Genomic DNA, 23,971 nt, shown 5'->3' with positions numbered 1-23,971 from the left:
CGCCCGCCTCCTGCCCTAGATGTACCGTTTTCCGACCATATGCATGAAAACGGACAGGAGGGCAGATCGACGGGCCACTCGTGTGACGGCCGCTTCTAAGCGGGCTCCCGTCCGCCGGCACGGGAGCCCGCCACTCCTCTTCTCTCTTACGGGATGGACCGCTACGGGATGGCCTGTTACGGGAAGGACGTCACCGTCGACGGGACGGTGGACGTTCCGGATGTCCCCGGCCCGGTGCTGTTCACCACGTGCTCGTACTGTCCGTTACCGCCGAGCGACACGACGAGCAGGTCATGGAACTTCACGCCGGGTTTGACCGGTACCTCGAACCCGTGGTCCTGGCGGATGGTCGGATCGACGTTGTAGTAGCAGTAGCTCCCCAGACCCCAGCCCTCGTGGGTGGTGACGGAGTCGGCGACCTTGTAGGCGGCGTAGCCCTTGACGGCGCCGTTCTGCACGGCGGCCTGGTTCGGGGCGTCGTACGCCTTCTCGTTCTGGAAGAAGATCGTCTTCCCGTTGTTGCCGTACCACTCGACGTCGTACTTGTTGAAGTGTTCGACGAACAGGCCGGTGGCGAGGACGTCGTCGCCGTTGACGCGCAGACCGTAGTCGGCGCGGTTGGTCTCCCAGCCCACACCGTCGCCGTGGTCGGCGCGCCAGAGCCAGGTGTGGTCGATGATCGTGTCGTCGCTGTTGACGACCATGCCGGTGGTGGCCTTGCCGGGGCCCGCACCGCCGACGCGGATGAACACGTCCTGGACGGTCGTCGGGTTGGCGGCGTGGTCGGCGGCGGCGCCGGCCGGGCCGACCTCCAGGAGTGTGGACGAGTTCACCTGGCCCGCGTCGATGAGGAAGCCCGCGAGCTTGACGCCGTCGACGTCGGCGACCCGCATCGCGGTGACGCCGTTGTCGGGGATGATCGTCGCCAGGCCGAGACCGAGGACGACGGTGTTGGCGCGCTTGACGTCGATCGTCTTGTCGACGTGGTAGACGCCGGGCGTGAAGAGCAGGTTCAGGCCCTGGTCGAGGGCCGCGTTGATGGTGGTGGCGGTCGCTCCGGGCTTGACCACGTAGAACTGGCTGAGCGGCAGGGACTGGCCCTGCGGGGTGCCGGCCCAGGAGACACCCCGGGCATTGGTGCGCTTCGCGGGCACGAACACCTTGTAGTCGTTGCCGTCCAGATAGAGGAACGGCTTCTCGCGGGAGACCGGGGTGGTGTCGAGCGTGGTGTACGGCGGGTTCGGGAAGCCCTGCGCCGGGGCGCCCTGCACACCCGAGAACACCATGTTCCACACACCGTTGGTCCACCCGCCGACCGAGCTGTCCCGGGTGTACCACTGCTGCTGCGAGTACGGTCCGACAGTGCCGTCGATCTTGCTGTCGGCGATATAGCCACCGCTGGCCCAGCCGTAGCCGGTGGGCGCCAGGTTCAGCCCACCCTTGACGTGCATCCGGCGGAACGGCGCCGCCTGGGACACCGCCCAGCGGTTGGTGCCGTTCACGGGGTTGAGGGCGAGGTTCTCGGCGGAGCGCCAGAAGTTCTGTGTCGCGTTGCCGTTGAACCAGCCCGCGTCCACGGTGACATCGCCGTTGAAGGTGGTGTCGTCGGGCGACAGGCCGAGGCCCGAGATGGACGTGTAGAAGCCGATGTTGGCGTTGATGTTGTTGTACGTGCCGGGCTTGAACAGCAACTGGTAGCGGCCGGTGCCGAACTGCGCCGACTCCTGCTGCTTGAACACCGCGTCGACCTTGCCCTGGATGTCGGGCGTCGACGGGTCGAAGACGAGGACGTTCGGCCCGAGGTCACCGCCGCCGGGGATGGGGTCGCCCCCGCCGCCGCCCGTGGTCCCGAACACCTGGAACTCCCAGAGGGAGTAGCCGTACTGGGTGGCCCGCGTGGTGCCGTACATCCGGACATAGCGCGCGGACCCGGAGACGTTCAGGGTCTCGTTGCCGCCGGATCCCGCCGCCGTCGAATAGGCCGTGGTCCAGGTCGAGTTGTCCGTGGAGAACTCGATCCGGTACGCCTTCGCGTACGCGGTCTCCCAGCGGAGCACGATCTGGCTGACGGAGGCCGTGGCGCCGAGGTCGACCTTGATCCACTGCGGGTCCGCAGCGGCGCTCGACCAGCGTGTGCCGTTGTTGCCGTCGACCGCGCCGGTGGCCGGGGTGCCGTAGTTCTCCTCGCTGGACGCGGTGACCGTCTTCCCCTGGGACAGCAGGGCCGGCGCCGCCTGGGCGGGGGTCGGCAGCAAGGTCAGCAGGGCGGCGGCCAGGATGCCGGCCAGGGCACCCGCCAGCGTTCTACGCGGGCCCGGACGGGGCAGCCGCCCGCCCGCCCTCCGGGGCCGTACAGCGGAAATGAGCATGTCGGAACTCCTGAGCTGTCGGGGTGCGGGTGGCCGGGACGGTGCGGTGCCCCGGAGAGAGACAAGCGAGCGCGGTAGCCCTGAAACGGTGGGGAGAGCGCTCTCCCATCGCAGTGATGGTTCTCCCCTTGTACGTGTCTCGTCAAGAGTTGTGCACACGGTCACGGACGCGGCACGCCGTTCGGTCAGGAAGTGAACTCGGCGCCGTCCAGGGAGAGATGCCTGATCTCGTCGCATCGGGGCATTGGGTAAGGCGGGAAGGGAGAAGCCTCATGACGTCCGGCACGTCCGAAAAGAAGGTCTCACCCCGTGGGAAGGTCTCGACCGGCACCCGGGTCCCCACCTGGGTGAAGGTGCTGACCGCCGTCGTCGTGGTCATCGTGGTCCTCCTCGCGGGTATCCGGTTCAGCCTGGTCCCCGGGCTGAACGCGCTGCTCGGGGAGGACACGCACGACCGCACGGGACCGGCACTCCTCAAGTCGATCCAGGACATGAGCCGTTACGACGCGGCTTCAGGGAACTTCCAGGTGGTCGTGGACCTGGAGAAGGACGCCAAGCTGTTGCCCGACGCGATCCGCGGCACCCGCACCCTGTACGTGGGGGCGGGCACCGTGGACGCCTATGTCGACCTCGGCAAGGTCGGCGAGGACGATGTGACGACGAACAAGGACCGTACGTCCGCCACCCTGCGCCTGCCGCATGCCGAGCTGGGCAAACCCGCGCTCGACCCCGATCGCTCGTACGCCGTGTCGAAGCAGCGCGGACTGCTCGACCGGCTGGGTGACTTCTTCTCCGACAACCCCAACAGTGAGCGGGCCGTGCAGAAACTCGCCGCACAGCACATCGGGAAGGCCGCGAAGGACACCAACCTGGTCCGGCGGGCCGAGGAGAACACCACGGGCATGCTCCGCGGACTCCTGCGTTCGCTGGGCTTCGACGAGGTGAAGGTGGTGTACGGGACCTGAGCCGTGGACCGGCACGGGCGGGGCGCCGGGCGGCGGCATCATCGGCGCCGCGCGGCGCCCTGTCCCGCGACGGATGTGCTGTCGCGGGACAGGGCGCGCACGGGGCGGACCCGGTGCGGGGCGGGCTCGGTACGGGTCCCCGGGTTCAGCTGTAGACGCCGAACTCGTAGAGCGAGTAGCCGTATCCGGTACCGCGGACCGTGGCGTGCACACGGACGTAACGCCCGGTGCCCGACACGTCGAAGTCGTCGATACCGCCGTTCCCGTCGGTCACCTGGCGCAGGGTCTGCCAGTTCTGTCCGTCGTCCGACGTCTGGACCGTGTACGCCTTGGCGTACGCGGCCTCCCACACCAGCTGGACATGACGCACCGTGGTACGGGCGCCCAGGTCCACCTGGATCCACTGCGGGTCGCTCCAGTCACTGGCCCAGCGGGTGTCCGCCGCCCCGTCCACGGCGTTGGACGCCGGGCAGGGGCAGCCGGAACCCGACGGCTGGTACGACGACGCGGTGGCCGGCTTGCCCCGGGCCACATTCGTACCGGACACCGGTGGTGGCACGACCTTCACGGACCTGGTCTCGACGCCGACATTGCCCTTGCCGTCCTTGACCTTGACGTACACCTTCCACACCCCGGTCCGGTCGGGCGCGGTCACCTTGAGCCGCCCTCCGCCCAGGTTCGTGAACGGCACACTGGTCAGACCGCCGGCGTTGTCGAGGTACTTGCTCCCGAAGAGGACCTCATAGGTGAGGGGGTCCCCGTCCGGGTCCGACGCGGTGGTGGCCAGCACCAGGTCACGGGTGGCCGGGACGTTCGACGCGCCGCCCTCGACGTTCAGGGCCGAGATGACGGGCGGCGTGTTGTCGCCCGCGGTGGAACCGGCGTACGCCTTCTTCACGGCGTAGTACGCGAGCCGCTTCTCACCGGCGGGCAGCAGGTTGAACCACATGCCGCCGAAGTCGTACTCGGTGCCGTAGTGGAACATCGTGGCGCCCAGGGCGACACCTTGGTGTCCGGTGACGCAGTCCCACGCCCTGGTGTACCCGTCGCGCTTCGCGGTGTCGCTGGGCTCGGTGGGCACACCGTTGGCGTCGTTCGGCACCTCCCACTCCCCCGGCGGTCCGGTCTCCGTGAGGATGTACGGCTTGGTGTAACCGCCCGCCTGCCAGGTGGACTTGATCCCGCACACGTCGCCGTAGGAGTTCACGGCGTACAGGTCGAGATCGGGCGCGTTCTTCTTGTAGTAGGGCCAGGCGCCGGTCCAGGCGTCCGTGGAGGTCACCGGGTGGTTCGGGTCGACGGTGTGGATCTTCTTCGCGACGTCGTTCACGAACGTCGTGTAGGCGTCGCGCTGGCGCTCCAACTCGGCCCCGCTGTAGCAGTTCTGGAGGCCGAGGACGGACTCGTTGCCGACGTTCCACATCAGGACACCCGGATGGTCCTTGTACGTCTGCACCCACTTCGGGAACTCGTCGAGCATCTGGGTCTTGTACGCGGTGTCCGTCAGGTAGTTGACGCAGCCGCCGCTGCCCGGACCGCCGCCCGGTTGCAGCCAGAAGCCCGCGATCACCTTGACGCCGTTGGCCGCCGCCGCGTCGAAGAGCGGCAGGCTCGACGCGTCGGTGCCCCAGGTACGGACGGTGTTGGCACCCATCGACTTCACATCGGGCATGTAGCGGGCCGCGTCGGTCGGGGACGGGCCCCAGGTGAGCCCTTTCACCGTGTACGGCGAACCGTTCACGGTGAGCTGCCAGTTGCCCTGGGTGCCGGTGACGCGGACCACGTTCCCGGCGGCGTGGACCGCGGGCGCCGGCAGGGCGAGTGTGCCCGCGGCCAACGCCGCCGCCACCGCCAGGGGTATGCGTGTGCGCATGTCGCTCCTTGAGGGGGTAACCGGTCGCTCGGTCAGGGCAGTTCGTAGTTCTGGTTGAGCGCCGCTCCCGCCTCCGGGTGGGACTGGTCGTAGCCGCGCGCGTCGCACTGGAGCCCGCCGACGACACAGTGGTCCACGAGCGCCTTCAGCGTGCGGTCGTCCCACGCGTTCATGAAGTCGTAGTGGAACGAGTGTCCGGTGCCGCTGGCGAGCCGGACCTGCGACATGTCACCGTTCACCGGCCAGACCATCTTGAACTCGATCATCGGCAGCGCGACCGGGTGGTCGGCGGGGCAGACGTTGTTGTTGGTGCCGGGCTTGACCACCGGATACGCCATGTGGGCCTTGTGGTCCGGCGTGTCCAGGTACTTCCCGTCCCAGCAACTCGGCGCCTGGAAGCGGAGGTTGAGCTGTACGTCGGGGCTGGTGGGACAGCTCGCGGGGAACTCGGTGTTGAAGTAGCTGTTGCCGCACTCCCATCCCTCGACGAATCCCTTGTGGTTACGGAACTCGTCGGCGGTCTGGGTCGGGCTGCCCACCACGAACCGCAGGCCCTTGGGGAAGGGACGCACGCTCGTGTAGTCGGTGACGCCCGCCTTGTAGTAGATCGTCTGCGGTCCGACCGGCTGGATCTTCTGGTCGCCCTTGTACAGCGAGGGCATCCAGTAACCCGACTTGTCGCCCGGCGCCCTGCACAGGGTGCCGCCCGCGCTCAGCGAGGCGGTGGTGCTCTGGGCGTTGGTGGTGGTGTTGCCCATGAAGGTGTGGTCGTGCGAGGCGCCGGGCTGCCCCGGGAAGACGATCGGGTCGTCCGGCTTGGTGTGCGAGACCGAGCAGTTGGCCTGGAACTCGTGGAAGTACTTGTGCGTCGGCTCCTTGTCGGACGGGGTGACGCCGGTGACCGGCGGGTTCGCCGGGATGTAGCCGTCGCCGTCGGGGTCGTCGCCGGACGGCACGGGCGCCGCCGCGGCCATCGCGTGGCCCGCGTGCGCGCCGGTCGCGGCGGCGTGCTGTTGTCCGGTGTCCTGGCTCGCGTTGGCCACGATGCCGGGCAGCACCAGGCCGAGCGAGGTGGCGATCAGCGCGGTGCTCACGAGTAACGCCGAGCCGTATCGTGCCTTCTTCTGGTGCGATCTCCTCGCCATGGAGACCTCCTGTCACGTCCGTGCGGGTGGGTGGGGGTGGACGGCCGTGCGCGGTCGGTGTGGGTCGCCGTCGCGGCTGCCCGGGGTGCGGAGTGCGGGAGAACGGGAGAGCGCTCTCCCGCAGCCGGAGTGTTCCGCCGTGACAAGTCCGTGTCAAGACTCGGCGGCGGCTCTTTCCCAGGCCGGCTCGGTGCCGGGCGATTGACAGGAGGCGGGTACCGGTACCAGCCTTGGGAGAGCGCTCTCCCCGAGTGCCTGCCTGGAGGTGCGATGCCCGACCCGGAACTCGACGCGCGACTCGACCTGCTTCTGGGCACGTTGAGCCTGGACAGGAAGGTCGGGCTGCTCTCCGGCGGGTCGACCTGGAGTACGGCGGACGAGCCCGCCGTGGGGCTGCGCGCCTTCACCCTGTCGGACGGTCCTGTCGGCGTGCGCGGCGACTCCTGGGACGAGCGGAGCACCTCGCTGCTGCTGCCCTGCCCCACCGCCGTCGCGGCGATGTGGAACGACGACCTCGCCGAGCGCCTCGGTCGGCTGCTCGCGTCGGAGGCCCGGCGCAAGGGCGTCCAGGTGGTGCTCGCGCCCAACCTCAATCTGCACCGCTCACCGCTGGGCGGACGGCACTTCGAGTGTTTCGCCGAGGACCCCTGGCTGACCGGACGCACCGGGGTGGCCGTGATCCGGGGGGTCCAGTCCCGCGGGGTCGCCGCGACGGCGAAGCACTACGTCGCCAACGACTCCGAGTCCGAACGGCTCACCGTGGACGTCCAGGTCGGTGAACGCGCCCTGCACGAGGTGTACTTGGCGCCGTTCGAAGCCGCCGTCGAGGCCGGGGTCTGGCTCGTGATGGCCGCGTACAACGGGGTCAACGGCGCGACCATGACCGCGAATCCACTGCTCGGCGATCCGCTCAAGAGTGCCTGGGGCTTCGACGGCGTCGTGGTGTCGGACTGGGGCGCCCTCCGCTCGACCGTCGGCCCGGCAGTCGCCGGTCACGACCTCGGGATGCCGGGGCCCGACGGACCCTGGGGCGCCGCGCTGGTCCGCGCGGTCAAGGAGGGCCTGGTCCCGGAGTCGGCGGTCGACGACAAGGTACGGCGGGTGCTCCGGCTCGGGTACCGGGTGGGGGCGCTCGGCATCGGGAGCTGGAACGATGACGTGGGCGTGGACGGGATCACGGGTGTGGTTCCGGGTACGGCTGTTGTTCCGGCTACGGCTGTTGCTCCGACCACGTCTGTCGTTCCGGCTACGGCTTCGGGGCCGATTACGACGGTGGGTGCGACTACGACGGCGGGTCCGACGACCGTGGGTCCGGCCGCCGCTTCGGTCACGGCTACCGCCGGATGTGCCGAGGCCGAGTCCGAGTCCGAAGGTGCCCGTGCGACCCTGCGGGAGGCTGCTGCGGCAGGCATGGTTCTGCTGCGCAACTCGGGTGTGCTGCCGCTGAGTTCGGACGGGCTGCGCACCGTGGCGGTCATCGGAGCCCACGCCGTGGACCCCCGGATGCAGGGCGGCGGCAGCGCGGAGGTGTTTCCCTCGTCATCCGTGTCCCCGCTCGACGCGCTGCGTACGGCGCTCGGTCCGGAGGTACGGGTCGTCCACGCCCCCGGTCCCGCACTCGGGTCCCCGCCCGCCCCGCTCACCCCGGCGCGGGCCCGCGACCCCAGGTCGGGCAAACCGGGTGTCCTGGTGCGGCTGCTGGACGCCTCGGGACGTGAGCTGTACGCCGAACACCGGCTGTCCGGGCGGATCCTGGAGCCCCGGCTCGTACCGGACGGGCACACGGTGGAGATCACGGCGCGCTTCGCACCGGACCGCGACGGTGAATGGACCTTCGGCGTCGCAGGGTTCGGCCGGATGAGCCTCACGGTGGACGAACAGACCTTGGTGGACGGCGAGTTCACGCGTGACACGGACGACCCGGCGGTGGTACACGTCCACCCACCGCGCCACGACGGCACGATCGCGCTCCGCGCGAACCGTGAGGTGACCGTCGTCGCGCGTCGCGCTCTCGCCCCCGACACGGGCCGTGCCACAGTCCTCTCGGTGTCCCCGCCCGCGTCGGCGGATCCCGCGACCGCGACCGAGGAGGCCCGTGCCGCCGCCCGCGGGGCCGACGCGGTCGTGATGGTCGTCGGCACGACCGAGCAGAGCGAGTCCGAGGGCCACGACCGGGCGTCGCTGCGCCTGTCGGGCCATCAGGACGCCCTCGTCCAGGCGGTGTTGGCCGACTCGCCGGACGCGGTGGTGGTGGTCAACGCCGGTGGTCCCGTCGAGATGCCCTGGCACACGGACGCGGGCGCGCTACTGCTCACCTGGTTCCCGGGACAGGAGGGCGGCCCGGCACTCGCCGACGTACTCCTCGGCCGTACGGAACCCGGCGGCCGGCTCCCGACCACCTGGGCCGAGACGCTCGCCGAGGTCCCGGTCAGGACGGTACGGCCGACGCGCGGGGTCCTCGCGTACGACGAGGGGCTGCACATCGGATACCGCGCCTGGCTGCGCTCACGCGCCCGGCCCGCCTACTGGTTCGGCCACGGTCTCGGCTACACCTCCTGGTCGTACGAGACCATCGACGTCGCCGGACAGATCACGGGCGACCAGCCGGTGGCCATACGCGTCCGGGTCCGTAACATCGGCCGCCGCACCGGGCGCGAGGTCGTCCAGATATACGTCGCCCGGCCGGACTCGGCGGTCGACCGGCCGGCCCGCTGGCTGGCCGGATATGCCGAGGTCACGGCGGGTCCCGGCGAGGCCGTCACCGCTGTCGTCCGGCTCGCGCCCCGCACCTGGCAGCACTGGTCGCCCGCCGAGCGCAGCAGGCGTACCGAACCGGGCACCTTCGAGGTACGGGCGGGCCGTTCGGCGGGGGACCTTCCGCTGGTCCGCCGGGTCACGCTGGTGGGGCACCCGTTCCTGCCGGAGTCGGCCACCGGTTCCGGCGAGGTACCGGGCGCGGGCGGTTCCGACCGGGTCGGACGGTGACGGAAGGAGCTGACAGGAGGAGCTTCAGGAGGTCCGCGCAAGCATCGGGAGAGCGCTCTCCCCTCCGGTACAGTTCGTTCATGAGCAGAGAGCTGCGGGCGCCTGCCGTTCCGCCCACGCTGGAGGACGTCGCCCGGGTGGCCGGAGTCTCCCGGGCCACCGTGTCCCGGGTCGTCAACGGCGTCCGCAATGTGGATCCGACGATCCAGGAGGCCGTACGGCGGGCCGTCGCGTCCACCGGGTACACACCGAACCGGGCGGCACGCTCCCTCGTCACCCGCCGCGCCGAGACCATCGCCCTGGTCGTGTCCGGGGCCGGCGGCGCGTCGGAGGCCGAGCAATCGGCTTTCGCCTCACGGGTGTTCGCGGATCCGTTCTTCGGCCGGGTGGTGAGCGGGGTGATCGGATACCTGCGGCCCCGGGCGATGCACCCGGTCCTGATGTTCGCGGAGACGGACGAAACCAGGGACCAGGTCGTGTCGTATCTCCGGCAGGGCAACGCGGACGGCGCGCTCATCGTCTCCACGCACGCCGAGGATCCGCTGCCCGCGCTGGTCGCGGAGGCGGGCATCCCGGCCGTGCTGTTCGCGCGCCCGGCGACGCCCGTGCCGATCAGCTTCGTGGACGTCGCCCATCAGGACGGCGCGCGGCTCGCCGCCGAGCATCTGCTCGCCCGTGGCCGCCGGCGCGTCGCCACCATCACCGGTCCGCTGGACGTTCTGGCCGGGCAGGACCGGCTCGCCGGTTTCCGGGACGCGATGGCCCGGCGCGGGCACGCGTATGTCCGGGTGGCCGAGGGCGGTTTCACGCTGGCGAGCGGCGAGGACGCGATGCGGCGGCTGCTGGCCGAACACCCGGATCTGGACGGGGTGTTCGCGGCGAACGACCTCATGGCGCAGGGAGCCTGTCTCGTCCTGCGGGAACAAGGGCGCCGCATCCCCGACGACGTCGCCGTGGTCGGCTTCGACGACAGCAGCGCGGCGACCGCGTGCCGTCCACCGCTCACGACCGTGCGGCAGCCGGTGGAGGACATGGCCGCCGCGATGGCGCGGTTGCTGCACGAACGGCTCACGGGTGTGCACACGGAGGCGACGTCGGTGATTTTCGAACCGGAGCTGGTGGTACGGAACTCGTCGTGACGTCCGGCGGACTTTCCCTCTTGCCTCAGGCGGGCTTTCCGGTGCGCCGGGCCGGTGTGCGTTTGGCCGTGGCCTTCTTCGCCTTGCCGGGGTCTTCCTTCTCCTGCGCCGCCTTCTTCGCCGTGGTCTTCTTGGCCGCCGGTTTCTTGGCTGCCGTCTTTGTGGCGGTGGTCTTCGTGGGGGTGGTGGTCTTCGTCGGTGCGGTCGCCTTCTCGGCCGGGGCCTTCTTGCCGCGTTTCCTGGGGAGTTGGTGGACCGTGGCGTCGCCGCCGTCGCTCCGGGTCCCCCGTGCGGAACGGGCCTGGTCCACGGAGTTCTGGAGCGCCGCCATGAGGTCCAGTACCTGACCCTCCTCGGCCTCTTCCTCCGGTGCCTCGGGCGGTGCCTTCCCCTGGGCCTTCGCCTCGATGACCTTCTCCAGGGCCTCCCGGTAGTGGTCCTTGAGGTCCGAGATGTCATCGGTGGCCATGGAGTCCATGAGCGCGACCGCGGCCCGCACCTCGCCGTCGTCCACCTCGATGTCGGGCGGCGCCAACTCCTCCGGTGAGCGCACCTCGTCGGGCCACTTCATGGAGTGCAGGACGAGAACGTCGTCCTTGACCCGCAGCAGACCGAGCCGTTCCCGGCCGTGCCAGGCGAACTTGGCGACGGCGACCTTGGCGTTGCGCTCCAGCGCCCTGCGCAGCAGCACATACGGTTTCGCCGCGACCTGCCCGTCGCCCTCCAGGTAGTAGCCCTCACCGATCCGGACCGGGTCGATGCTGTCGACGGGTACGAAGCCCTCGATCTCGATGGCCTTCGCGGTGGGCAGCGGAATGGCGTCGAGTTCGTCGTCGGTGATCTCGACGGTGCCGCCGTCCGGCGCCTCGTATCCGCGCCCGATCTCCTCGGGCTCCAGAGCCTTGCCGTCCAGCTCGCACACCTTCTTGACGCGGACGCGTGCCAGGTCCGTGAGGTGGTACTGGTGGAAGGAGATGTTGTGGCTCTCCGTCGCCGGCAGCACCTTGATCGGGATCGTGACAAGTCCGAAGGTGATGGCACCCGACCATACGGGGCGTGGCATGTCGAACCTCCAGACCCCGGCACCAACCGGCCTCGCACGCTCCATACCGGGGCGGCGCGTGCAGATTCAGGCTAGAGGCGAGGCGGGGGGCTTGCCAGCGGAGCGGGCCGCTGCGCGGGGCTTGACCGGTGTGTGGTGCCCCCTTCCGGGGAAGTGCCGCTGCGTGGGACCTGCCTCCTTCAGGACCTGCCTGGTAGGCGATTTGACCCCGGTTGATCGGGCGGCGGAGCCGCGGTGTCGGTCATCCCGGACAGCAGACGCGACGACGATCGAAGAACACCGTACGCTCGGGCAACGGCCTCCGCTGCCGTGGTCATGACGGTGGCGACCCGGGTGGCCGGGCGTCACCACGGCCCCCAGTACGGGACGGGTTGTTCGGCGCCCACGGCTCGCCCAGGCCGACGCCGAAGGCGACCTCGACCGGGTCGTCGCGGTCGGCCCCACCATCGTCCGTGCCCACCAGGACGCCGCCGGGGCCCGTCAAAAAAGGGGCTCCGGCCGGCGAGCCGCCTGACCATGCCCTCGGACGGTCCCGGGGCGGGCTGACCACCAAGGTCCACCTCGCCGCAGACGGCCACCGCCGCCCGCCGGCCTTCGTCATCACGCCCGGCCAGGCAGGTGACGCACCTGTGTTCACCCAGGTCATGGCCCTCTTACGAGTGCCCAGGCGGACCGGCCGTCCAAGGATCACGCCGGATTCCATCTCGCCGCCATCTTCATCTGGTCAGCGGGTGATCCAGAGAGACGGCCTAGGAGTCGAGGCCGTCGAGCGGCTCACCGAAATCCCTGGCCAAGACGATGGGGCTGCTGGAGGAGACCAACGGTGTTCGACCGGTGGCTTCCTCGCCGGCGACTGCGGTGACGCCCAGATCACGACGCATCGCCTCTCTCGTGACGCTTGTCAGAGACCAGAGCGCATGCTGCGCTTCAGCGGCTGACTGGAGGGTCTCGCCCGGCCGGGGGTTTCCCTGTTCCAGGCGCTTGATCTGTCCATAGACTCCGGTCAGAGCTTCATTCAGTTCATGAGCCGGAACGATCACCGCATCGGGGGCGATCATCAGAGCCTCGGACCACCGGTCACGGTAGGCGTCCTTGGTTCCTTCCAACGCCGATATGTCCTCCTGCCCGAGCGTGCAATCTCGCATCACGTACAAGTGCCGGCTGAGCGCCGTGGCGAACTGCCTGGCGTCCCGGTGCAGTTGTGTGTAGCAGCTCCGACGTAGTTCACGATTCTCGCGAGCTTCCTGGATCGCATGGGCCATCTCCAACTCGCGCTTCTTGGCCCGGTCAGCGCTCCGCTGGGTGAGCAACGCACCCCCGAGAGTTCCCGCTACACCAGTGATCGCAATCAGTACCGCCCCCACGTCCATTCGATCACCCTAGACCGCGTCATATGCCGGCCGGATCGAGTCGCCGATCAGGGACTCGCCGCCTCGATCGCTGCGAGTGCTGATCCAGAAGAAGGGCCCTGGGCGTGTATCGCGTCGTGATCAATGAATCGTCCGGGTCAGGTCTCTCATCCAGACACCGAGCCGCACAGGTGAAGGCCGACGAAGTCACTATCGTGCCGCTCAACGAACCCCCCCGAACAGAGTCGGCAAGGCGATTCCCGGCCCCATAGGGGAACGCCTGACCGATGATGCCGACCGGCACGACCCGAAGGACCCCCCCATGAACAACACCGTCGCCGACCTGATGCGCCGCAACCTCCTCGACGTCTTCAACGAACCGGATCCCGAGCGCCGCAGCGCGGCCATCGCCCAGACTTACGCCGAGGACGTCGTGTGGCACGAACCCGACCGCGTCGTCCGTGGCCGCGGGGCCCTCGCCGAGCGCGCCACGGAACTGCGTGCGCAAACCCCGGACTGGGTCTTCCACCCCGATGGCCCCGTCTCCGTCAACGACGACCTCGGTCACCTCGCCTTCCAGTACGGTCCGGCCGGCCAACCGCCCGTTGCGGCCGGAATGGACATCGCCCACTGCAAGGACGGCGTCATCGTCGAGCTGTACACCTTCGCCACCGAAGTCCGTCAACCCTCCTAGAACCCGTATTGCGTGATCAATGGGCGATTCGGGTGTGGTGGTGTCAACGCTGGCCAAGGACCGACCGCCGGTGGTCCGGCGCGCTTCACCCTCATCGCACCGGCCGTCCGAGGCCGGGCGGGGTCCCCGCTCGTAGTGCCAGTGCTGCCAGAGCCCTGGGAGGTCCGGTCTGGCCTCGCATGCCGGGAAAGGCGTTGATGTCCACGATGAGCGGGGCGCCGCCTACCGTCTCGACCACGTCCACGCCGTACACGTCGAGGGCGAACACGGAGCCGACCGCGCGGGCCAACTCAGCCCAGCCGTCGGGCAGATCGGCCTCGGTGAGCGGCAGCGTCGGGCCCGTGTCCGCGACTGCCAGTTCGGACCGGCGCAGACCGGCGAAGACGTCATCGCCGATCACCCACAGCTTGTGGTCCCAGCCGCCGTTCCGCGCGAACTCCTGTACTACCACCGGCTCGTGAGGCCAGGTGCGGGACAGCTCGCGCAGTGCGGCGATGTCATCGACGCGGGCGACCAGGTCATCGCGGCGACTGTGTCGGCTTTTGACCACCAGTGGATACGGGAGGTCCCCTTCCGCTGTGAGCCGCGCGAGGTCCGCCACGGTCCGGGTGGCCGCGAACGGCAGTCCGGCGGACCGGGCCAGTCTGTCCATTTCCGTTCGATCCTGGCAAAGTGCCGTCGCCGCCGCCGAGTTCAGTACGACGGCCCCTTGCGCTTCGTACGACTGGGCCAGGTCGAGCGCCGACGGTGTACGCGCCTTCAGGAGACAGACGTCGACGCGCCCGCTCGGCTGGGACGACAGGGCCGGGTCGACTACGTCCACTTGGTGACGGGGCGTCAGCAGGGCGGCGGTGGCAGCGATCAGCGGGTGGTCGGGGCCGTGTGTGATGAAGCGGATCCTCATACTCCTTCGGGCTCCGTCGCCGAGAGATGTGCCGGAATCCGCGCGCGCTCGGGCCGGGGCAGAGGCACCACTGTCTCCCGCAGGCTCCCGCTTCCGCGCGCCAGGCTCAGGACGGCGCGCCCCACACGGGCCGTTGCGTCCGGCACACGACGGAAGCTCGGGAAGTCGTTGACGTCGACAATGACCGGGCCGTCCGTGCCGAGCACCACGTCGACACCGTACAGATCGAGCCCGTACACCCTCCCCACCTCCTCAGCCAGCCCCGCCACCTCGGCGGACAGCGGCACACGGCGCTCGTGCTGCGGCCGGTCGGGATGAAGCGGTGACGAGCGCTCGGTCGCGAACAACTCGCCGCCTACGCAGTACACCTTCAGGTCGACCCCCGCATTGGGCACGTACGGCTGAGCGATCAGCATCCCCTCCTGTGCCATGGCAGGCCGCAACGCTGCCAGCCGTCCCGGCGACCGCACCAGGCGGACCGCCCGTCCCGAACTCCCGTCGGCCGGCTTGACGATCAGCGGGTACTCCGCCTCCGGCAGCTCCGCCAACGCCTCGGGACACGGCACGGCGTAGGTACGGGGAATCGGCAGACCCCGGCTCCGCGCGACCACGGCCGCGCGTACCTTGTCCCGTACGCCGCGTATCGACCGCGCGTCGTTGACGGTCGTCAGCCCCACCGCGGCGGCGGCCTCCAGCAGGGACAGTCCCGGTCCGCCCGACACCGTCTTGAGTACCCAGGCATCGTGACTTCCCGCCCGGACCGCGTCGGACAGACCGACCAGCGAGCTGCCGGGACGCAGAACGTCAACGTGGTGCCCCCAGGCGGTGAGTTGACCGATCACCCTGTTCGGCATGCCGTCGTTCCGGTACCGCTCCTCCACCAGAAAACAGAGTCTCATCGGCCTTTTCTCAGTAGTCCCGAGGCGCCGTGGCCGGTGTCCGGCACGGACGGGGTCCGCCACGGCACCTCGGGGACGTCATCCGGCGCTCTCACTGCCCAACAGGCTTGTCCGGAAAGGGCTCAGCGCAAGAAACACGAGCCTGTCACGCCGACTTGCTCGCCCCCTTCGCGGGGCGGCTGGTCGTCGTCATCCGGCGCACCACGGAAGGGCGCGGCCAGTGTGGGCAGGATGTGGCGGCGGTTGCGGACGAACGCGGCCACGGCGATCACGGCGTAGACACCGCACAGTACGTAACGCGCCTCCTGGCCGGGAAGCGCGAACTGCACGGCGAACAGCCCGAGCAGCGTCCAGGCGGCCCAGCGGGGGAACCGCAGTGCGAGCAGTGCCGCGACACCGAGGAGCGTCTGGGTCGCGGTGAGCAGGAACTCCTCCACCTGACGCCCGTCGAGGTGCAGCGCCGCACCGCCTCCGCCGAGGAGGTACGCGACCGGGAGGCTGCCGACGAGCATCGTCCACTGGTTGACCTTGCTGGAGATCAGGGTGCCGATGGCCGCCGCGCCGTTGCCACGTACGGCGAACAGGATCGCCACGATGAATTCGGGAGCCTCCGAAGCGAGCGGCGCGAGCCACTGCACGAGCAGGAACTCGTCGATGCCCAGCTCGGTTCCGGCGGCGATCAGGTTGTGGGCGAGGGGCTCGGCGCAGGCCAGGATGACGGCGGCGGCGAACAGGACCAGACCCACCACCAGGATCCGGCGGGCGTGCTGGGGGAGTTCCCCGATGACGGCGGCGGGTCCGGCCAGATCGGGTTCCGCCACCTCGCTGCGGGACACCTTCCAGAGGTAGAACCCGAAGAAACCGAGCAACCCGAATCCCAGCACGCTAACTGCCCACCGCACGGCCGGTGATCGAACGGGTAAACCAAGCCCAACGGCGGCGCACGCGGACTTGGGGCCCTGCGTGACCGGCCGACCTCCCATCTGAACCGGCCCGGGAACCGTTCTCCCCGTTCCTGCGTGACCTCTTGGTACATCACCGACTGAACCCGACGTGCCGTACGCGGAGACGCCCGACGGACGGCTCCGCACGCACGCCACCCGGTGGCGGGCCGATAAGGCCCACTCCGTCCAGGGCGGCACCATCGCGCACCATCGGCTGGCAGGCCCTGAGCCAGTGACGAGCCCGCCGAAGGTGACGGCCCACCGGGCGCGGTCAGTCGCCGATGAACCACAGATACAGGTGCGTCCCCCGCTGAACGACCTGGCACAACTCGCGGGCCTGCGCGACCCAGTCACCACCGCAGGCGGCGGGAAGCCGGTCGAATTCCGCCAACAGCGGCGGCCTCTGCGGCTGGTTGAACACCGCGTCCCCATACAGCGATGGAATATACGACGGTGAGTCTCCCCACCCTCGGCGCGCTGAACTGCGGACGCCGGTGTCCGGGCTGGGGCCACGATGCGGATGCCTAGAAGTACGTGGGCAGGCGCGGTACATAGGGTGCTTCAAGGGAGTCGATCTCCTCGGCGGTGAGCTTGATGTCGAGCGCGGCGACGGCGTCCGCGAGGTGGTGCGGCTTGGTCGCGCCCACGATCGGGGCGGAGACCACCGGGTTGTTCAACACCCAGGCCATCGCCACCTGCGCCATCGAAACGCCCCGGGCGTCGGCGATGCGCTGGAGGGCCTCAACGATGGCCCGGTCGCTGTCGAGGAACAGCGGACGACCGTACTGGTCGACTTTCGGGTTGGCCTCCGAGCGCTGCGTGGAGCCTTCGCCCCAGGGCCGGGTGGCCAGTCCCCCGGCGAGAGGGCTCCACGGGATGCTTCCCACGCCCTGGTAGGCGAGCAGGCCGAACATCTCGCGTTCCTCCTCGCGGTGGAGCAGGCTGTACTGGTCCTGCATGGAGACGAACCGCGTCCACCCGTGGGCCTGCGCGGCATGCTGCATGGTCGCGAACTGCCAGGCCCACATCGACGAAGCACCGATGTAGCGGGCCTTACCCGCCTTGACCACATCGTGCAGCGCCTCCATCGTCTCCTCGACCGGTGTCTGCGGGTCGAAGCGGTGGATCTGGTAGAGGTCGACGAAGTCGGTGTCCAGGCGCCGCAGCGAGGCGTCGATCTGCTCCATGACGGCCTTGCGGGACAGCCCCGCCCCGCCTGGGCCCTCGTGCATCGCCGTGAACAACTTGGTGGCCACAACGATGTCCTCACGCCGGGTGTACTTACGCAGCGCCCGCCCGACGATCTCCTCCGATGTGCCCAGGCCGTAGATGTTGGCGGTGTCCCAGAACGTGATGCCCAGCTCGACGGCCTGGCGGAAGATCGGCTCGGCCGCGTTGTCGTCGAGCACCCAGGACATCCTCTTGGCGGGGTCGCCGAAGCTCATACAGCCCAAGGCGATCCGGCTGATCTTGAGCCCTGACGTTCCCAATCGTGTGTACTCCATGGCCTACTCCTCCTCAGTGACGTGGACTTGCGCACGTGTTCTCAGTAGATCGAATTCCTGGGACGGCTCAGCCGTTGTCGGCCGTGTCGAAGAACGGGACGCCCGGTTCGAGGGCCCGCCGGATGGCCGCGTTCGACTCCTCGTCATCGACCACACGCCACCCGGCCGGTTTGCCACCCGCGGTGAACGGCCCGCGTGTCGCCGAGCAGCCGAGTCCGATCGCGCTGACCTCGATCCCGCTGTGTCCCAAAGTTCTCGTTACGTTCTCGTTGACACAGGCCCGAGGCTGCCGACTAGAGCGCGCACGATGTCAAGCCCCGGCGCCTTCGAAGTCGAGCAGCGCCCCTCACCCGCCCACCCCTCCTGTCCGGCGCCAAACCCCCCACCCGTCCCCTGCGCTGCCCCTCCTTCGCCGGCGTCCTCCCCCGCAGCCCGCACAATGCCAAGGGACCGTAAAATCCCGAGAATTGGTCTAGCCCATTCCTGAGTCGCCTGCCTGGGGCGGGAGTTCGACATGGCGGACCGTACGTGGCATTGGTGCAGTCCAATCCCGCGCAGCGCTCATTGACGGGTGTGCGACAACTGGCTTCTCTGGAGAGCACTGCCACAGCACACGTGTCCGATGCCGGCCACGGCGCCACGGACAGGTGCGTGTCTCCCGACCATCGCGTCATCGGGTGCCGGCGCACGGACACGCGACGCGGGATCCCGGTCCCGCCTCCCCCCACACCAAGGAGAGCCGTGTTCACCAGACCCAGGTCGATCAGATCCATGGCGATCAGATCTATGGCGATCAGATCCATGGCGCCGCCCCGGCGGCGCTTACTCGCCGCGCTCACCGCACTCGTCCTCGCCCTGGGCGGGCTCGTCGGCATCGCCGCGCCGGCACAGGCCGTCGGCGCACTCACCGCGTCGTTCACCAGCGCCGACAACGGCCCTTGGTGGAAGGGCACGTTCGTCGTCAGGAACAACAGCGCCACACCGGTGACCAGTTGGACCCTGGAGTTCGATCTGCCGGCCGGGGTCACCATCAGCCAGCACTACAACGGGACCGCAACCGTCAACGGCTCCCATGTCACCGTCACCAACGCCCACTACAACGCCTCCGTCCCGGCGAACGGCAGTACCGAACCCTACAGTTACTGGTTCGTCGCCACCGGTCCTCTCACAGCGCCGACCGGCTGCCTGATCAACGGCGACAAGTGCGACGGCAGCCCCGCCGCGCCCCCGTCCGCGCCGCCCGGGGTGGCCGTGACCGACACCACGGCCCGGACGGTGAGCCTGAAGTGGGACGCGTCGACCCGTGGTGACTTCCCCGTCGCCGGGTACGAGGTGCTGCGCGGCGGCACCGTCGTGGCGGCCACCGCCACCACCTCCGCCACCGTCCGCGACCTGACCCCGGCGACCGGATACAGCTTCACCGTCCGCGCCAAGGACACCCGCGGCAACCTCGGTGCGCCGAGCGCGCCCGTGACCGCCACCACCGTGGACCCGGCCACCGACCCCGTACCGCCGACCGCACCCGGCAGCCTGCGCTCCACCGCCGTCACCTCCAGCACCGTCGCCCTGGCCTGGAACGCGTCGAGCGACAACAACCGCGTCGCCGCGTACGACGTGTACCGGGGCGCGACGCTGGTCGCCACGGTCCCGGCAGGCACCCTGACCACCACGGTCACCCGGCTGTCCCCCGCCACGACATACGGGTTCACGGTCAGGGCACGCGACGCCGCCGACAACACATCCCCGGCGAGTAACACACTCTCGGTCACCACACAGGAGGCGGTCGGCAACGGCCGTTACGCGACCGTGGGTTACTTCGTCCAGTGGGGCATCTACGGCCGCCAGTACTTCGTCAAGAACCTGGACACCTCCGGCGCCGCCGCCAAGCTGGACGTGGTCAACTACGCCTTCGGCAATATCGACCCCGTCAATCTCACCTGCCTCAACGGCGTGGTCAAGGGTGTCTCGGCCAACCCCCAGGACCCCAACGAAGGCGATGGCGCCGGCGACGCAGAAGCCGACTACGGCCGCGCCTTCCCCGCCTCCCAGTCCGTGGACGGCGTGGCAGACGACGGCTGGGGCAAACTGCGCGGCAACTTCAACCAGCTCAAGAAGCTCAAGGCCAAGTATCCGAACCTGAAGATCGTCATCTCGCTCGGCGGGTGGACGTTCTCCAAGTACTTCTCCGATGTCGCCGCCACCGACGCGTCACGCAAGAAGTTCGTGAAGTCCTGCGTGGACATGTACATCAAGGGCGACCTGCCCGCGTACAACGGTGCCGGAGGGCCGGGCGCCGCGGCCGGGATCTTCGACGGAATCGACCTCGACTGGGAGTGGCCCGGCTCCCCGGACGGTCACCCCGGCAACCACTGGAGCACCGCCGACAAGGCCAACAACACCGCCCTGATCGCGGAGTTCCGCAAACAGCTCGACGCGCTCGGCGGCGACCACAAGCTGCTCACCGCGTTCACCCCCGCCGACCCGAAGAAGATCGACGCCGGCTGGGACGTATCGAAGATCTTCACCGACCTGGACTACGCCAACGTCCAGGGCTACGACTTCCACGGCGCGGGCAGCGACAACTCCTGGGAACCCGGCCGCACCGGCCACCAGGCCAATCTCTACGCCGACGCCCAGTCGCCCTACCCGAACGACTTCAGCATCGACGGTGCCGTGAAGGCATACACCGACGCCGGTGTCAGCCCGCGCAAACTCACCATCGGCTTCCCCTTCTACGGCCGAGGCTGGAAGGAGGTCACCGACGGTGGCGCCGGCGGAGAATGGCAGAGCGCGAACGGCGCGGCCCCCGGCCAGTTCCCGGAGGAGGCCGGCACCCGCGGCTACCAGAACCTGATCACCAGCTACCCCGGCATCACCGTCGTCCACGACCCCCAGTCGGTGTCCACCTACGGCTACACGGGCAACGGCGGCCAATGGTGGTCCTTCGACGACACCTGGTCGATCGGGAAGAAGACCGAGTACATCAAATCGAAGGGGCTGCTCGGCGGCATGATCTGGGAAATGTCCGGCGACACCCCGAACGGCACCCTGATGAACTCCCTGTACACCGGGCTCCGTTAGCGTCTTCCATCCGGTCCGGTCCGGCCCCGCGAACCCCGCACAACCCGGACGAGCGGCGCGGCGATCTGGTCCGACAGCCCCCTGGGGCCGCCGGACCAGTGAGCCTCAGATCACGGTCACTTGAATGACCGCCGGCTCGACCGCGTGCGGCGGTGGTGGTGGGACGGACGTCATCCATGCACCGCCGCGAGGTTCCGCGTGCCGCGCTCGGCCCGCTCGGCGTCGCGCTTGGCGACCTCGTCCCGGACGATCGGGATCACATACCTGCCGAAGTCGATCGCGTCGCCCAGCAGGTCGTAGCCGCGGGCGGAGAGGATGTCGACGCCGAGGTCGTAGTAGTCAAGGAGCGCCTGGGCGACCGTATCCGGTGTGCCAACCAGGGCGTTGGAGTTGCCGGCGCCTCCGGTCGCGGCGGCGGTCGGAGTCCACAGGGCGCGGTCGTAGCGCTCCCCCGCCTCGGCGATGGCCAGCAGCCGCTGCGAGCCGGTGTTCTGCGGTTGCGCCTGCCCGTTGTGGCGCTTGTTGACCGGCTCGTCCTTCTCCTTGCGGGCCTTGATCGCCCCGACCGTGCGGTGGGCCTTCTCCCAGGCCAGTTCCTCGGTCGGGGCGATGATCGGGCGGAACGCGACCTGGATGCGCGGTACGTCGGTGCGGCCCGCGGCCTTCGCGGCGGACCTGACGGCCTCGATCTGCTCAGCGGTCTTCTCCAGGGGCTCGCCCCACAGGCAGTAGGCGTCGGCCTCGGCGCCCCCTGCGGCGTACGCGGCAGGTGACGAGCCCCCGAAGGACACGTTCGGGCGGGGCTGCTGGACCGGGAAGACATCGCTGACGAAGTCATGGAAGCGGTAGTGCTCGCCCTCGTGGTCGAAGGACTCGCGGGTGGTCCAGATCTTCTTGACGATCCGGATGTACTCGCGGGTACGGGCGTAGCGCTCGTCCTTGGTCAGCGTGTCGCCCTCGCGGCCCTGTTCCCGGTCGTTGCCGCCGGTGATGCACCAGTACATCTTGTCTCTCGTCAACAGGCCGGGCGGACATCACCTCCCTGTCGAGGAACCTCCGTCCGGCACACCCGATGTGCCGCCTGGTGTTGTACGACTCGTCCCTCGACATTGACGGGGCACGGCGGCGATAGCTAAAGTTTCAACTGGCATTGAGTGTCAGCACCGAGCCCTGGCTTGCTGACCGGCAACCCTCCGACGCGGTGGGGTGCTCCAGGTGAAAGCCCGGCCGAGTCGCCGACTCGGCAAGCGCGTGGCCCCGCTTCAGGGGCCTGGAACATGGAGGTGTGAGCATGCGTCACAGCAGCGTCTCAACTCCCTCCACCACGACTGCTGCGGCTGTTTCCCGATTTTCCCGCCGCCGTCACATCGACTTGCAGCGCATCACCAGTTGCCTGTGTCTTGGCTGACTGCGTCTCGTCGGCTCACTGGCTCACCGCGTTCCGTCGGCTGACTGAGGGCGTTCACCGCCCGTTCTAGCGCCGACAGCGAACTCCTTCCGCTCTCCGCCTCACCCCTCTTCAACCGTGTCGTCCTGCCTCGGGAGCGACACCATCCGCGTATCTCCCTTGTCCGCACGAACGCGTGCGTGACGGCTTTCGAGTAGGAGAACTCGTTCCGTGATATCGCATCCGGATTCCCGCCCTGCCCGATGGGCGGCACTGACCGCACTCCTGACCACCAGTGTGCTGCTGACCGCATGCTCGTCCGGCGGCGGCAGCAGTTCGAGCAACAACAGCGGCCAGGCCAGGTCCGGCGGCACCTTGACCTTCGCGGTGGGTTCCGACGCCGGCTGCGTGGATCCACAGCAGGTCGGCAGCAACGACACCATCTACTCGCTGCGTCAGGTCGTCGACTCCCTGACCGACCAGGACCCCAGGACCGGCAAGATCGTGCCGTGGCTGGCGAAGAGCTGGGACATCAGCTCGGACACGACGACGTTCACCTTCCATCTGAGATCGGGTGTCACCTTCAGCGACGGGACACCGCTGACCTCGCAGGTGGTCAAGGACAATTTCGACGCGGTGCCGAAGCTCGGCGCCCTGGGCGTCCTGGCACAGGGGTACCTGACCGGCGTGGAGAGCACCATCGTGGTCGACCCGCTCACGGTGCGGGTGAAGTTCAAGCAGCCCAACGCCCAGTTCCTCCAGGCCACTTCCACGTTCTCGCTGGGCATCGAGTCGTCGGCAAGTGTGAAGCAGTCCCCGCAGCAGAAGTGCAGCCAGGGGGTGGTCGGCAGCGGCCCGTTCACGCTGAAGCAGTACGTGCAGAACCGGTCGATCACCTTGGCCAAGCGCACCAAGTACGCCTGGGGTTCCTCGCTGTGGGCCAAGAAGGGCGAGGCATACCTCGACAAGCTGGTGTTCAAGGTGGTGCCCGAGGCAGGGGTGCGCACCGGCAGCCTTCAGTCCGGTCAGGTCGACGCGATCAGCAGCGTCGGCAAGGCCGACGAGGCAGCACTCAAGGGTGGTCAGGTGAGCCTGCCGCGGCGGGCCAACCCGGGCAACGTGTTCAACCTGGGGCTGAACAACTCCCGGCCGCTGCTGAAGGACGTGAAGGTGCGTCAGGCGATCTTGTTCGCCATCGACCGGCAACAGATCGTCGACGCCGTGTTCCCGACCGGCACACAACCGGCCACGAGCATCCTGGCGCACACCACGCCGGACTACGCGAACCTCGGCCCGGCTCTCGCCTACGACGCGGTGAAGGCGAAGTCCCTGCTGGACTCGACCGGTTGGAAGACGGGCAGTGACGGCATCCGAACGAAGAACGGCACCAGACTGAGCCTCACCGTCAACTGGTTCGCCAACGCGGCCACGAACCAGCCCGCGCTGGAGCTGATCCAGCAGCAGCTCAAGGCCGTCGGCATCGACATCGTGCTCAAGGAACGACAGATCGCCCAGTTCGCCCCGACACTGCAATCCGGTGACTTCGACGCCGTATGGGGCAATGTGACCCGCGCCGACCCGGACATCCTGCGCAGCGCTTACTCCACGAAACTGGCCAACTTCTACCACCTGCCGAAGAGTTCGCTGGACTCGTTGCTGACCCAGCAGG

The 23,971-nt window shown here is 68.9% G+C and carries 18 protein-coding genes, 1 pseudogene and 1 riboswitch; of the genes and pseudogenes, 7 read left to right on the top strand and 12 right to left on the bottom strand.

What is annotated here, in order from left to right:
• Nucleotides 1–176: 176 nt before the first annotated feature.
• Nucleotides 177–2,369: a discoidin domain-containing protein gene (locus ACFVT5_RS12855; protein ID WP_389885360.1), complete on the bottom strand. Its 2,193-nt coding sequence runs from the start codon at nucleotides 2,367–2,369 to the stop codon at nucleotides 177–179.
• A 272-nt stretch (nucleotides 2,370–2,641) separates the two neighbouring features.
• On the opposite strand from ACFVT5_RS12855, the gene ACFVT5_RS12850 reads away from it, so the two are divergent.
• On the top strand, nucleotides 2,642–3,334 hold the full coding sequence (locus ACFVT5_RS12850; protein ID WP_389885357.1) for a DUF4230 domain-containing protein: 693 nt from the start codon (nucleotides 2,642–2,644) through the stop codon (nucleotides 3,332–3,334).
• Between the two features lie 145 nt (nucleotides 3,335–3,479).
• On the opposite strand, the gene ACFVT5_RS12845 is transcribed toward ACFVT5_RS12850, so the two are convergent.
• Entirely contained in the window at nucleotides 3,480–5,207 is a 1,728-nt protein-coding gene (locus ACFVT5_RS12845) for a discoidin domain-containing protein (protein ID WP_389885355.1), read from the bottom strand.
• A gap of 32 nt (nucleotides 5,208–5,239) precedes the next feature.
• Complete coding sequence (locus tag ACFVT5_RS12840) at nucleotides 5,240–6,352, bottom strand: DUF1996 domain-containing protein (protein WP_389885353.1); 1,113 nt, start codon at nucleotides 6,350–6,352, stop codon at nucleotides 5,240–5,242.
• A gap of 270 nt (nucleotides 6,353–6,622) precedes the next feature.
• Here ACFVT5_RS12840 and ACFVT5_RS12835 point away from each other — a divergent pair, with 270 nt between their 5' ends.
• A complete protein-coding gene (locus ACFVT5_RS12835) occupies nucleotides 6,623–9,337 on the top strand; it encodes a glycoside hydrolase family 3 C-terminal domain-containing protein (protein ID WP_389885350.1) in 2,715 nt (904 codons plus the stop codon).
• An 80-nt stretch (nucleotides 9,338–9,417) separates the two neighbouring features.
• On the top strand, nucleotides 9,418–10,476 hold the full coding sequence (locus ACFVT5_RS12830) for a LacI family DNA-binding transcriptional regulator (RefSeq protein WP_389885348.1): 1,059 nt from the start codon (nucleotides 9,418–9,420) through the stop codon (nucleotides 10,474–10,476).
• A gap of 25 nt (nucleotides 10,477–10,501) precedes the next feature.
• On the opposite strand, the gene ACFVT5_RS12825 is transcribed toward ACFVT5_RS12830, so the two are convergent.
• On the bottom strand, nucleotides 10,502–11,539 hold the full coding sequence (locus ACFVT5_RS12825) for a Ku protein (RefSeq protein ID WP_389885345.1): 1,038 nt from the start codon (nucleotides 11,537–11,539) through the stop codon (nucleotides 10,502–10,504).
• Nucleotides 11,540–12,288: 749 nt separating this feature from the next.
• Entirely contained in the window at nucleotides 12,289–12,909 is a 621-nt protein-coding gene (locus ACFVT5_RS12820) for a hypothetical protein (protein WP_389885343.1), read from the bottom strand.
• Nucleotides 12,910–13,210: 301 nt separating this feature from the next.
• Here ACFVT5_RS12820 and ACFVT5_RS12815 point away from each other — a divergent pair, with 301 nt between their 5' ends.
• Entirely contained in the window at nucleotides 13,211–13,582 is a 372-nt protein-coding gene (locus ACFVT5_RS12815) for a nuclear transport factor 2 family protein (RefSeq protein WP_389885341.1), read from the top strand.
• Between the two features lie 91 nt (nucleotides 13,583–13,673).
• Here ACFVT5_RS12815 and ACFVT5_RS12810 read toward each other — a convergent pair whose 3' ends face one another.
• From ACFVT5_RS12810 to ACFVT5_RS12785, 6 genes are all read right to left on the bottom strand, one after another.
• Nucleotides 13,674–14,486 carry a RimK family alpha-L-glutamate ligase gene (locus ACFVT5_RS12810; protein ID WP_389885338.1) on the bottom strand — a complete coding sequence of 271 codons (813 nt, stop codon included), beginning with the start codon at nucleotides 14,484–14,486 and terminating at the stop codon, nucleotides 13,674–13,676.
• Nucleotides 14,483–15,385, bottom strand: a complete 903-nt coding sequence (locus tag ACFVT5_RS12805) for a RimK family alpha-L-glutamate ligase (protein WP_389885335.1) — start codon at nucleotides 15,383–15,385, stop codon at nucleotides 14,483–14,485. Before ACFVT5_RS12805 ends, ACFVT5_RS12810 begins: the two co-directional genes overlap by 4 nt.
• A 122-nt stretch (nucleotides 15,386–15,507) precedes the next feature.
• Nucleotides 15,508–16,287 (bottom strand): sodium/calcium exchanger protein, encoded by a 780-nt coding sequence (locus tag ACFVT5_RS12800; RefSeq protein WP_389885332.1) that lies wholly within the window; start codon nucleotides 16,285–16,287, stop codon nucleotides 15,508–15,510.
• A gap of 313 nt (nucleotides 16,288–16,600) precedes the next feature.
• A complete protein-coding gene (locus tag ACFVT5_RS12795; RefSeq protein ID WP_389885329.1) occupies nucleotides 16,601–16,750 on the bottom strand; it encodes a hypothetical protein in 150 nt (49 codons plus the stop codon).
• A 103-nt stretch (nucleotides 16,751–16,853) separates the two neighbouring features.
• A complete protein-coding gene (locus ACFVT5_RS12790; protein WP_389885326.1) occupies nucleotides 16,854–17,834 on the bottom strand; it encodes an aldo/keto reductase in 981 nt (326 codons plus the stop codon).
• Nucleotides 17,835–17,901: 67 nt separating this feature from the next.
• Entirely contained in the window at nucleotides 17,902–18,084 is a 183-nt protein-coding gene (locus tag ACFVT5_RS12785; RefSeq protein WP_389885323.1) for a hypothetical protein, read from the bottom strand.
• A gap of 521 nt (nucleotides 18,085–18,605) precedes the next feature.
• Here ACFVT5_RS12785 and ACFVT5_RS12780 point away from each other — a divergent pair.
• On the top strand, nucleotides 18,606–20,915 hold the full coding sequence (locus ACFVT5_RS12780) for a glycosyl hydrolase family 18 protein (protein ID WP_389885320.1): 2,310 nt from the start codon (nucleotides 18,606–18,608) through the stop codon (nucleotides 20,913–20,915).
• Nucleotides 20,916–21,085: 170 nt separating this feature from the next.
• On the opposite strand, the pseudogene ACFVT5_RS12775 reads toward ACFVT5_RS12780, so the two are convergent.
• A pseudogene (locus tag ACFVT5_RS12775) lies at nucleotides 21,086–21,907 on the bottom strand (LLM class flavin-dependent oxidoreductase); the annotation flags it as partial.
• A gap of 154 nt (nucleotides 21,908–22,061) precedes the next feature.
• A riboswitch (SAM riboswitch) is annotated at nucleotides 22,062–22,171 on the top strand.
• Between the two features lie 35 nt (nucleotides 22,172–22,206).
• Between ACFVT5_RS12775 and ACFVT5_RS12770 the strand changes: the two are divergent.
• Together ACFVT5_RS12770 and ACFVT5_RS12765 are read left to right on the top strand one after the other, a co-directional pair.
• Entirely contained in the window at nucleotides 22,207–22,323 is a 117-nt protein-coding gene (locus ACFVT5_RS12770) for a putative leader peptide (RefSeq protein WP_389885317.1), read from the top strand.
• A gap of 210 nt (nucleotides 22,324–22,533) precedes the next feature.
• Nucleotides 22,534–23,971: ABC transporter substrate-binding protein (locus ACFVT5_RS12765; protein ID WP_389885314.1), on the top strand; the 1,438-nt coding region annotated here is incomplete at its 3' end.

The organism is Streptomyces sp. NPDC058001, from assembly GCF_042886315.1.
Taxonomy (GTDB): Bacteria; Actinomycetota; Actinomycetes; order Streptomycetales; family Streptomycetaceae; genus Streptomyces.
This window is presented reverse-complemented; position numbering and strand designations above follow the sequence as displayed.

Coding starts and splice junctions, on each gene's coding strand:
- ACFVT5_RS12855 (WP_389885360.1), bottom strand. CDS start 2,369: ATGCTCATTTCCGCTGTACGGCCCCGGAGGGCGGGCGGGCGGCTGCCC.
- ACFVT5_RS12850 (WP_389885357.1), top strand. CDS start 2,642: ATGACGTCCGGCACGTCCGAAAAGAAGGTCTCACCCCGTGGGAAGGTC.
- ACFVT5_RS12845 (WP_389885355.1), bottom strand. CDS start 5,207: ATGCGCACACGCATACCCCTGGCGGTGGCGGCGGCGTTGGCCGCGGGC.
- ACFVT5_RS12840 (WP_389885353.1), bottom strand. CDS start 6,352: ATGGCGAGGAGATCGCACCAGAAGAAGGCACGATACGGCTCGGCGTTA.
- ACFVT5_RS12835 (WP_389885350.1), top strand. CDS start 6,623: ATGCCCGACCCGGAACTCGACGCGCGACTCGACCTGCTTCTGGGCACG.
- ACFVT5_RS12830 (WP_389885348.1), top strand. CDS start 9,418: ATGAGCAGAGAGCTGCGGGCGCCTGCCGTTCCGCCCACGCTGGAGGAC.
- ACFVT5_RS12825 (WP_389885345.1), bottom strand. CDS start 11,539: ATGCCACGCCCCGTATGGTCGGGTGCCATCACCTTCGGACTTGTCACG.
- ACFVT5_RS12820 (WP_389885343.1), bottom strand. CDS start 12,909: ATGGACGTGGGGGCGGTACTGATTGCGATCACTGGTGTAGCGGGAACT.
- ACFVT5_RS12815 (WP_389885341.1), top strand. CDS start 13,211: ATGAACAACACCGTCGCCGACCTGATGCGCCGCAACCTCCTCGACGTC.
- ACFVT5_RS12810 (WP_389885338.1), bottom strand. CDS start 14,486: ATGAGGATCCGCTTCATCACACACGGCCCCGACCACCCGCTGATCGCT.
- ACFVT5_RS12805 (WP_389885335.1), bottom strand. CDS start 15,385: ATGAGACTCTGTTTTCTGGTGGAGGAGCGGTACCGGAACGACGGCATG.
- ACFVT5_RS12790 (WP_389885326.1), bottom strand. CDS start 17,834: ATGGAGTACACACGATTGGGAACGTCAGGGCTCAAGATCAGCCGGATC.
- ACFVT5_RS12780 (WP_389885320.1), top strand. CDS start 18,606: ATGGCGATCAGATCTATGGCGATCAGATCCATGGCGCCGCCCCGGCGG.
- ACFVT5_RS12770 (WP_389885317.1), top strand. CDS start 22,207: ATGCGTCACAGCAGCGTCTCAACTCCCTCCACCACGACTGCTGCGGCT.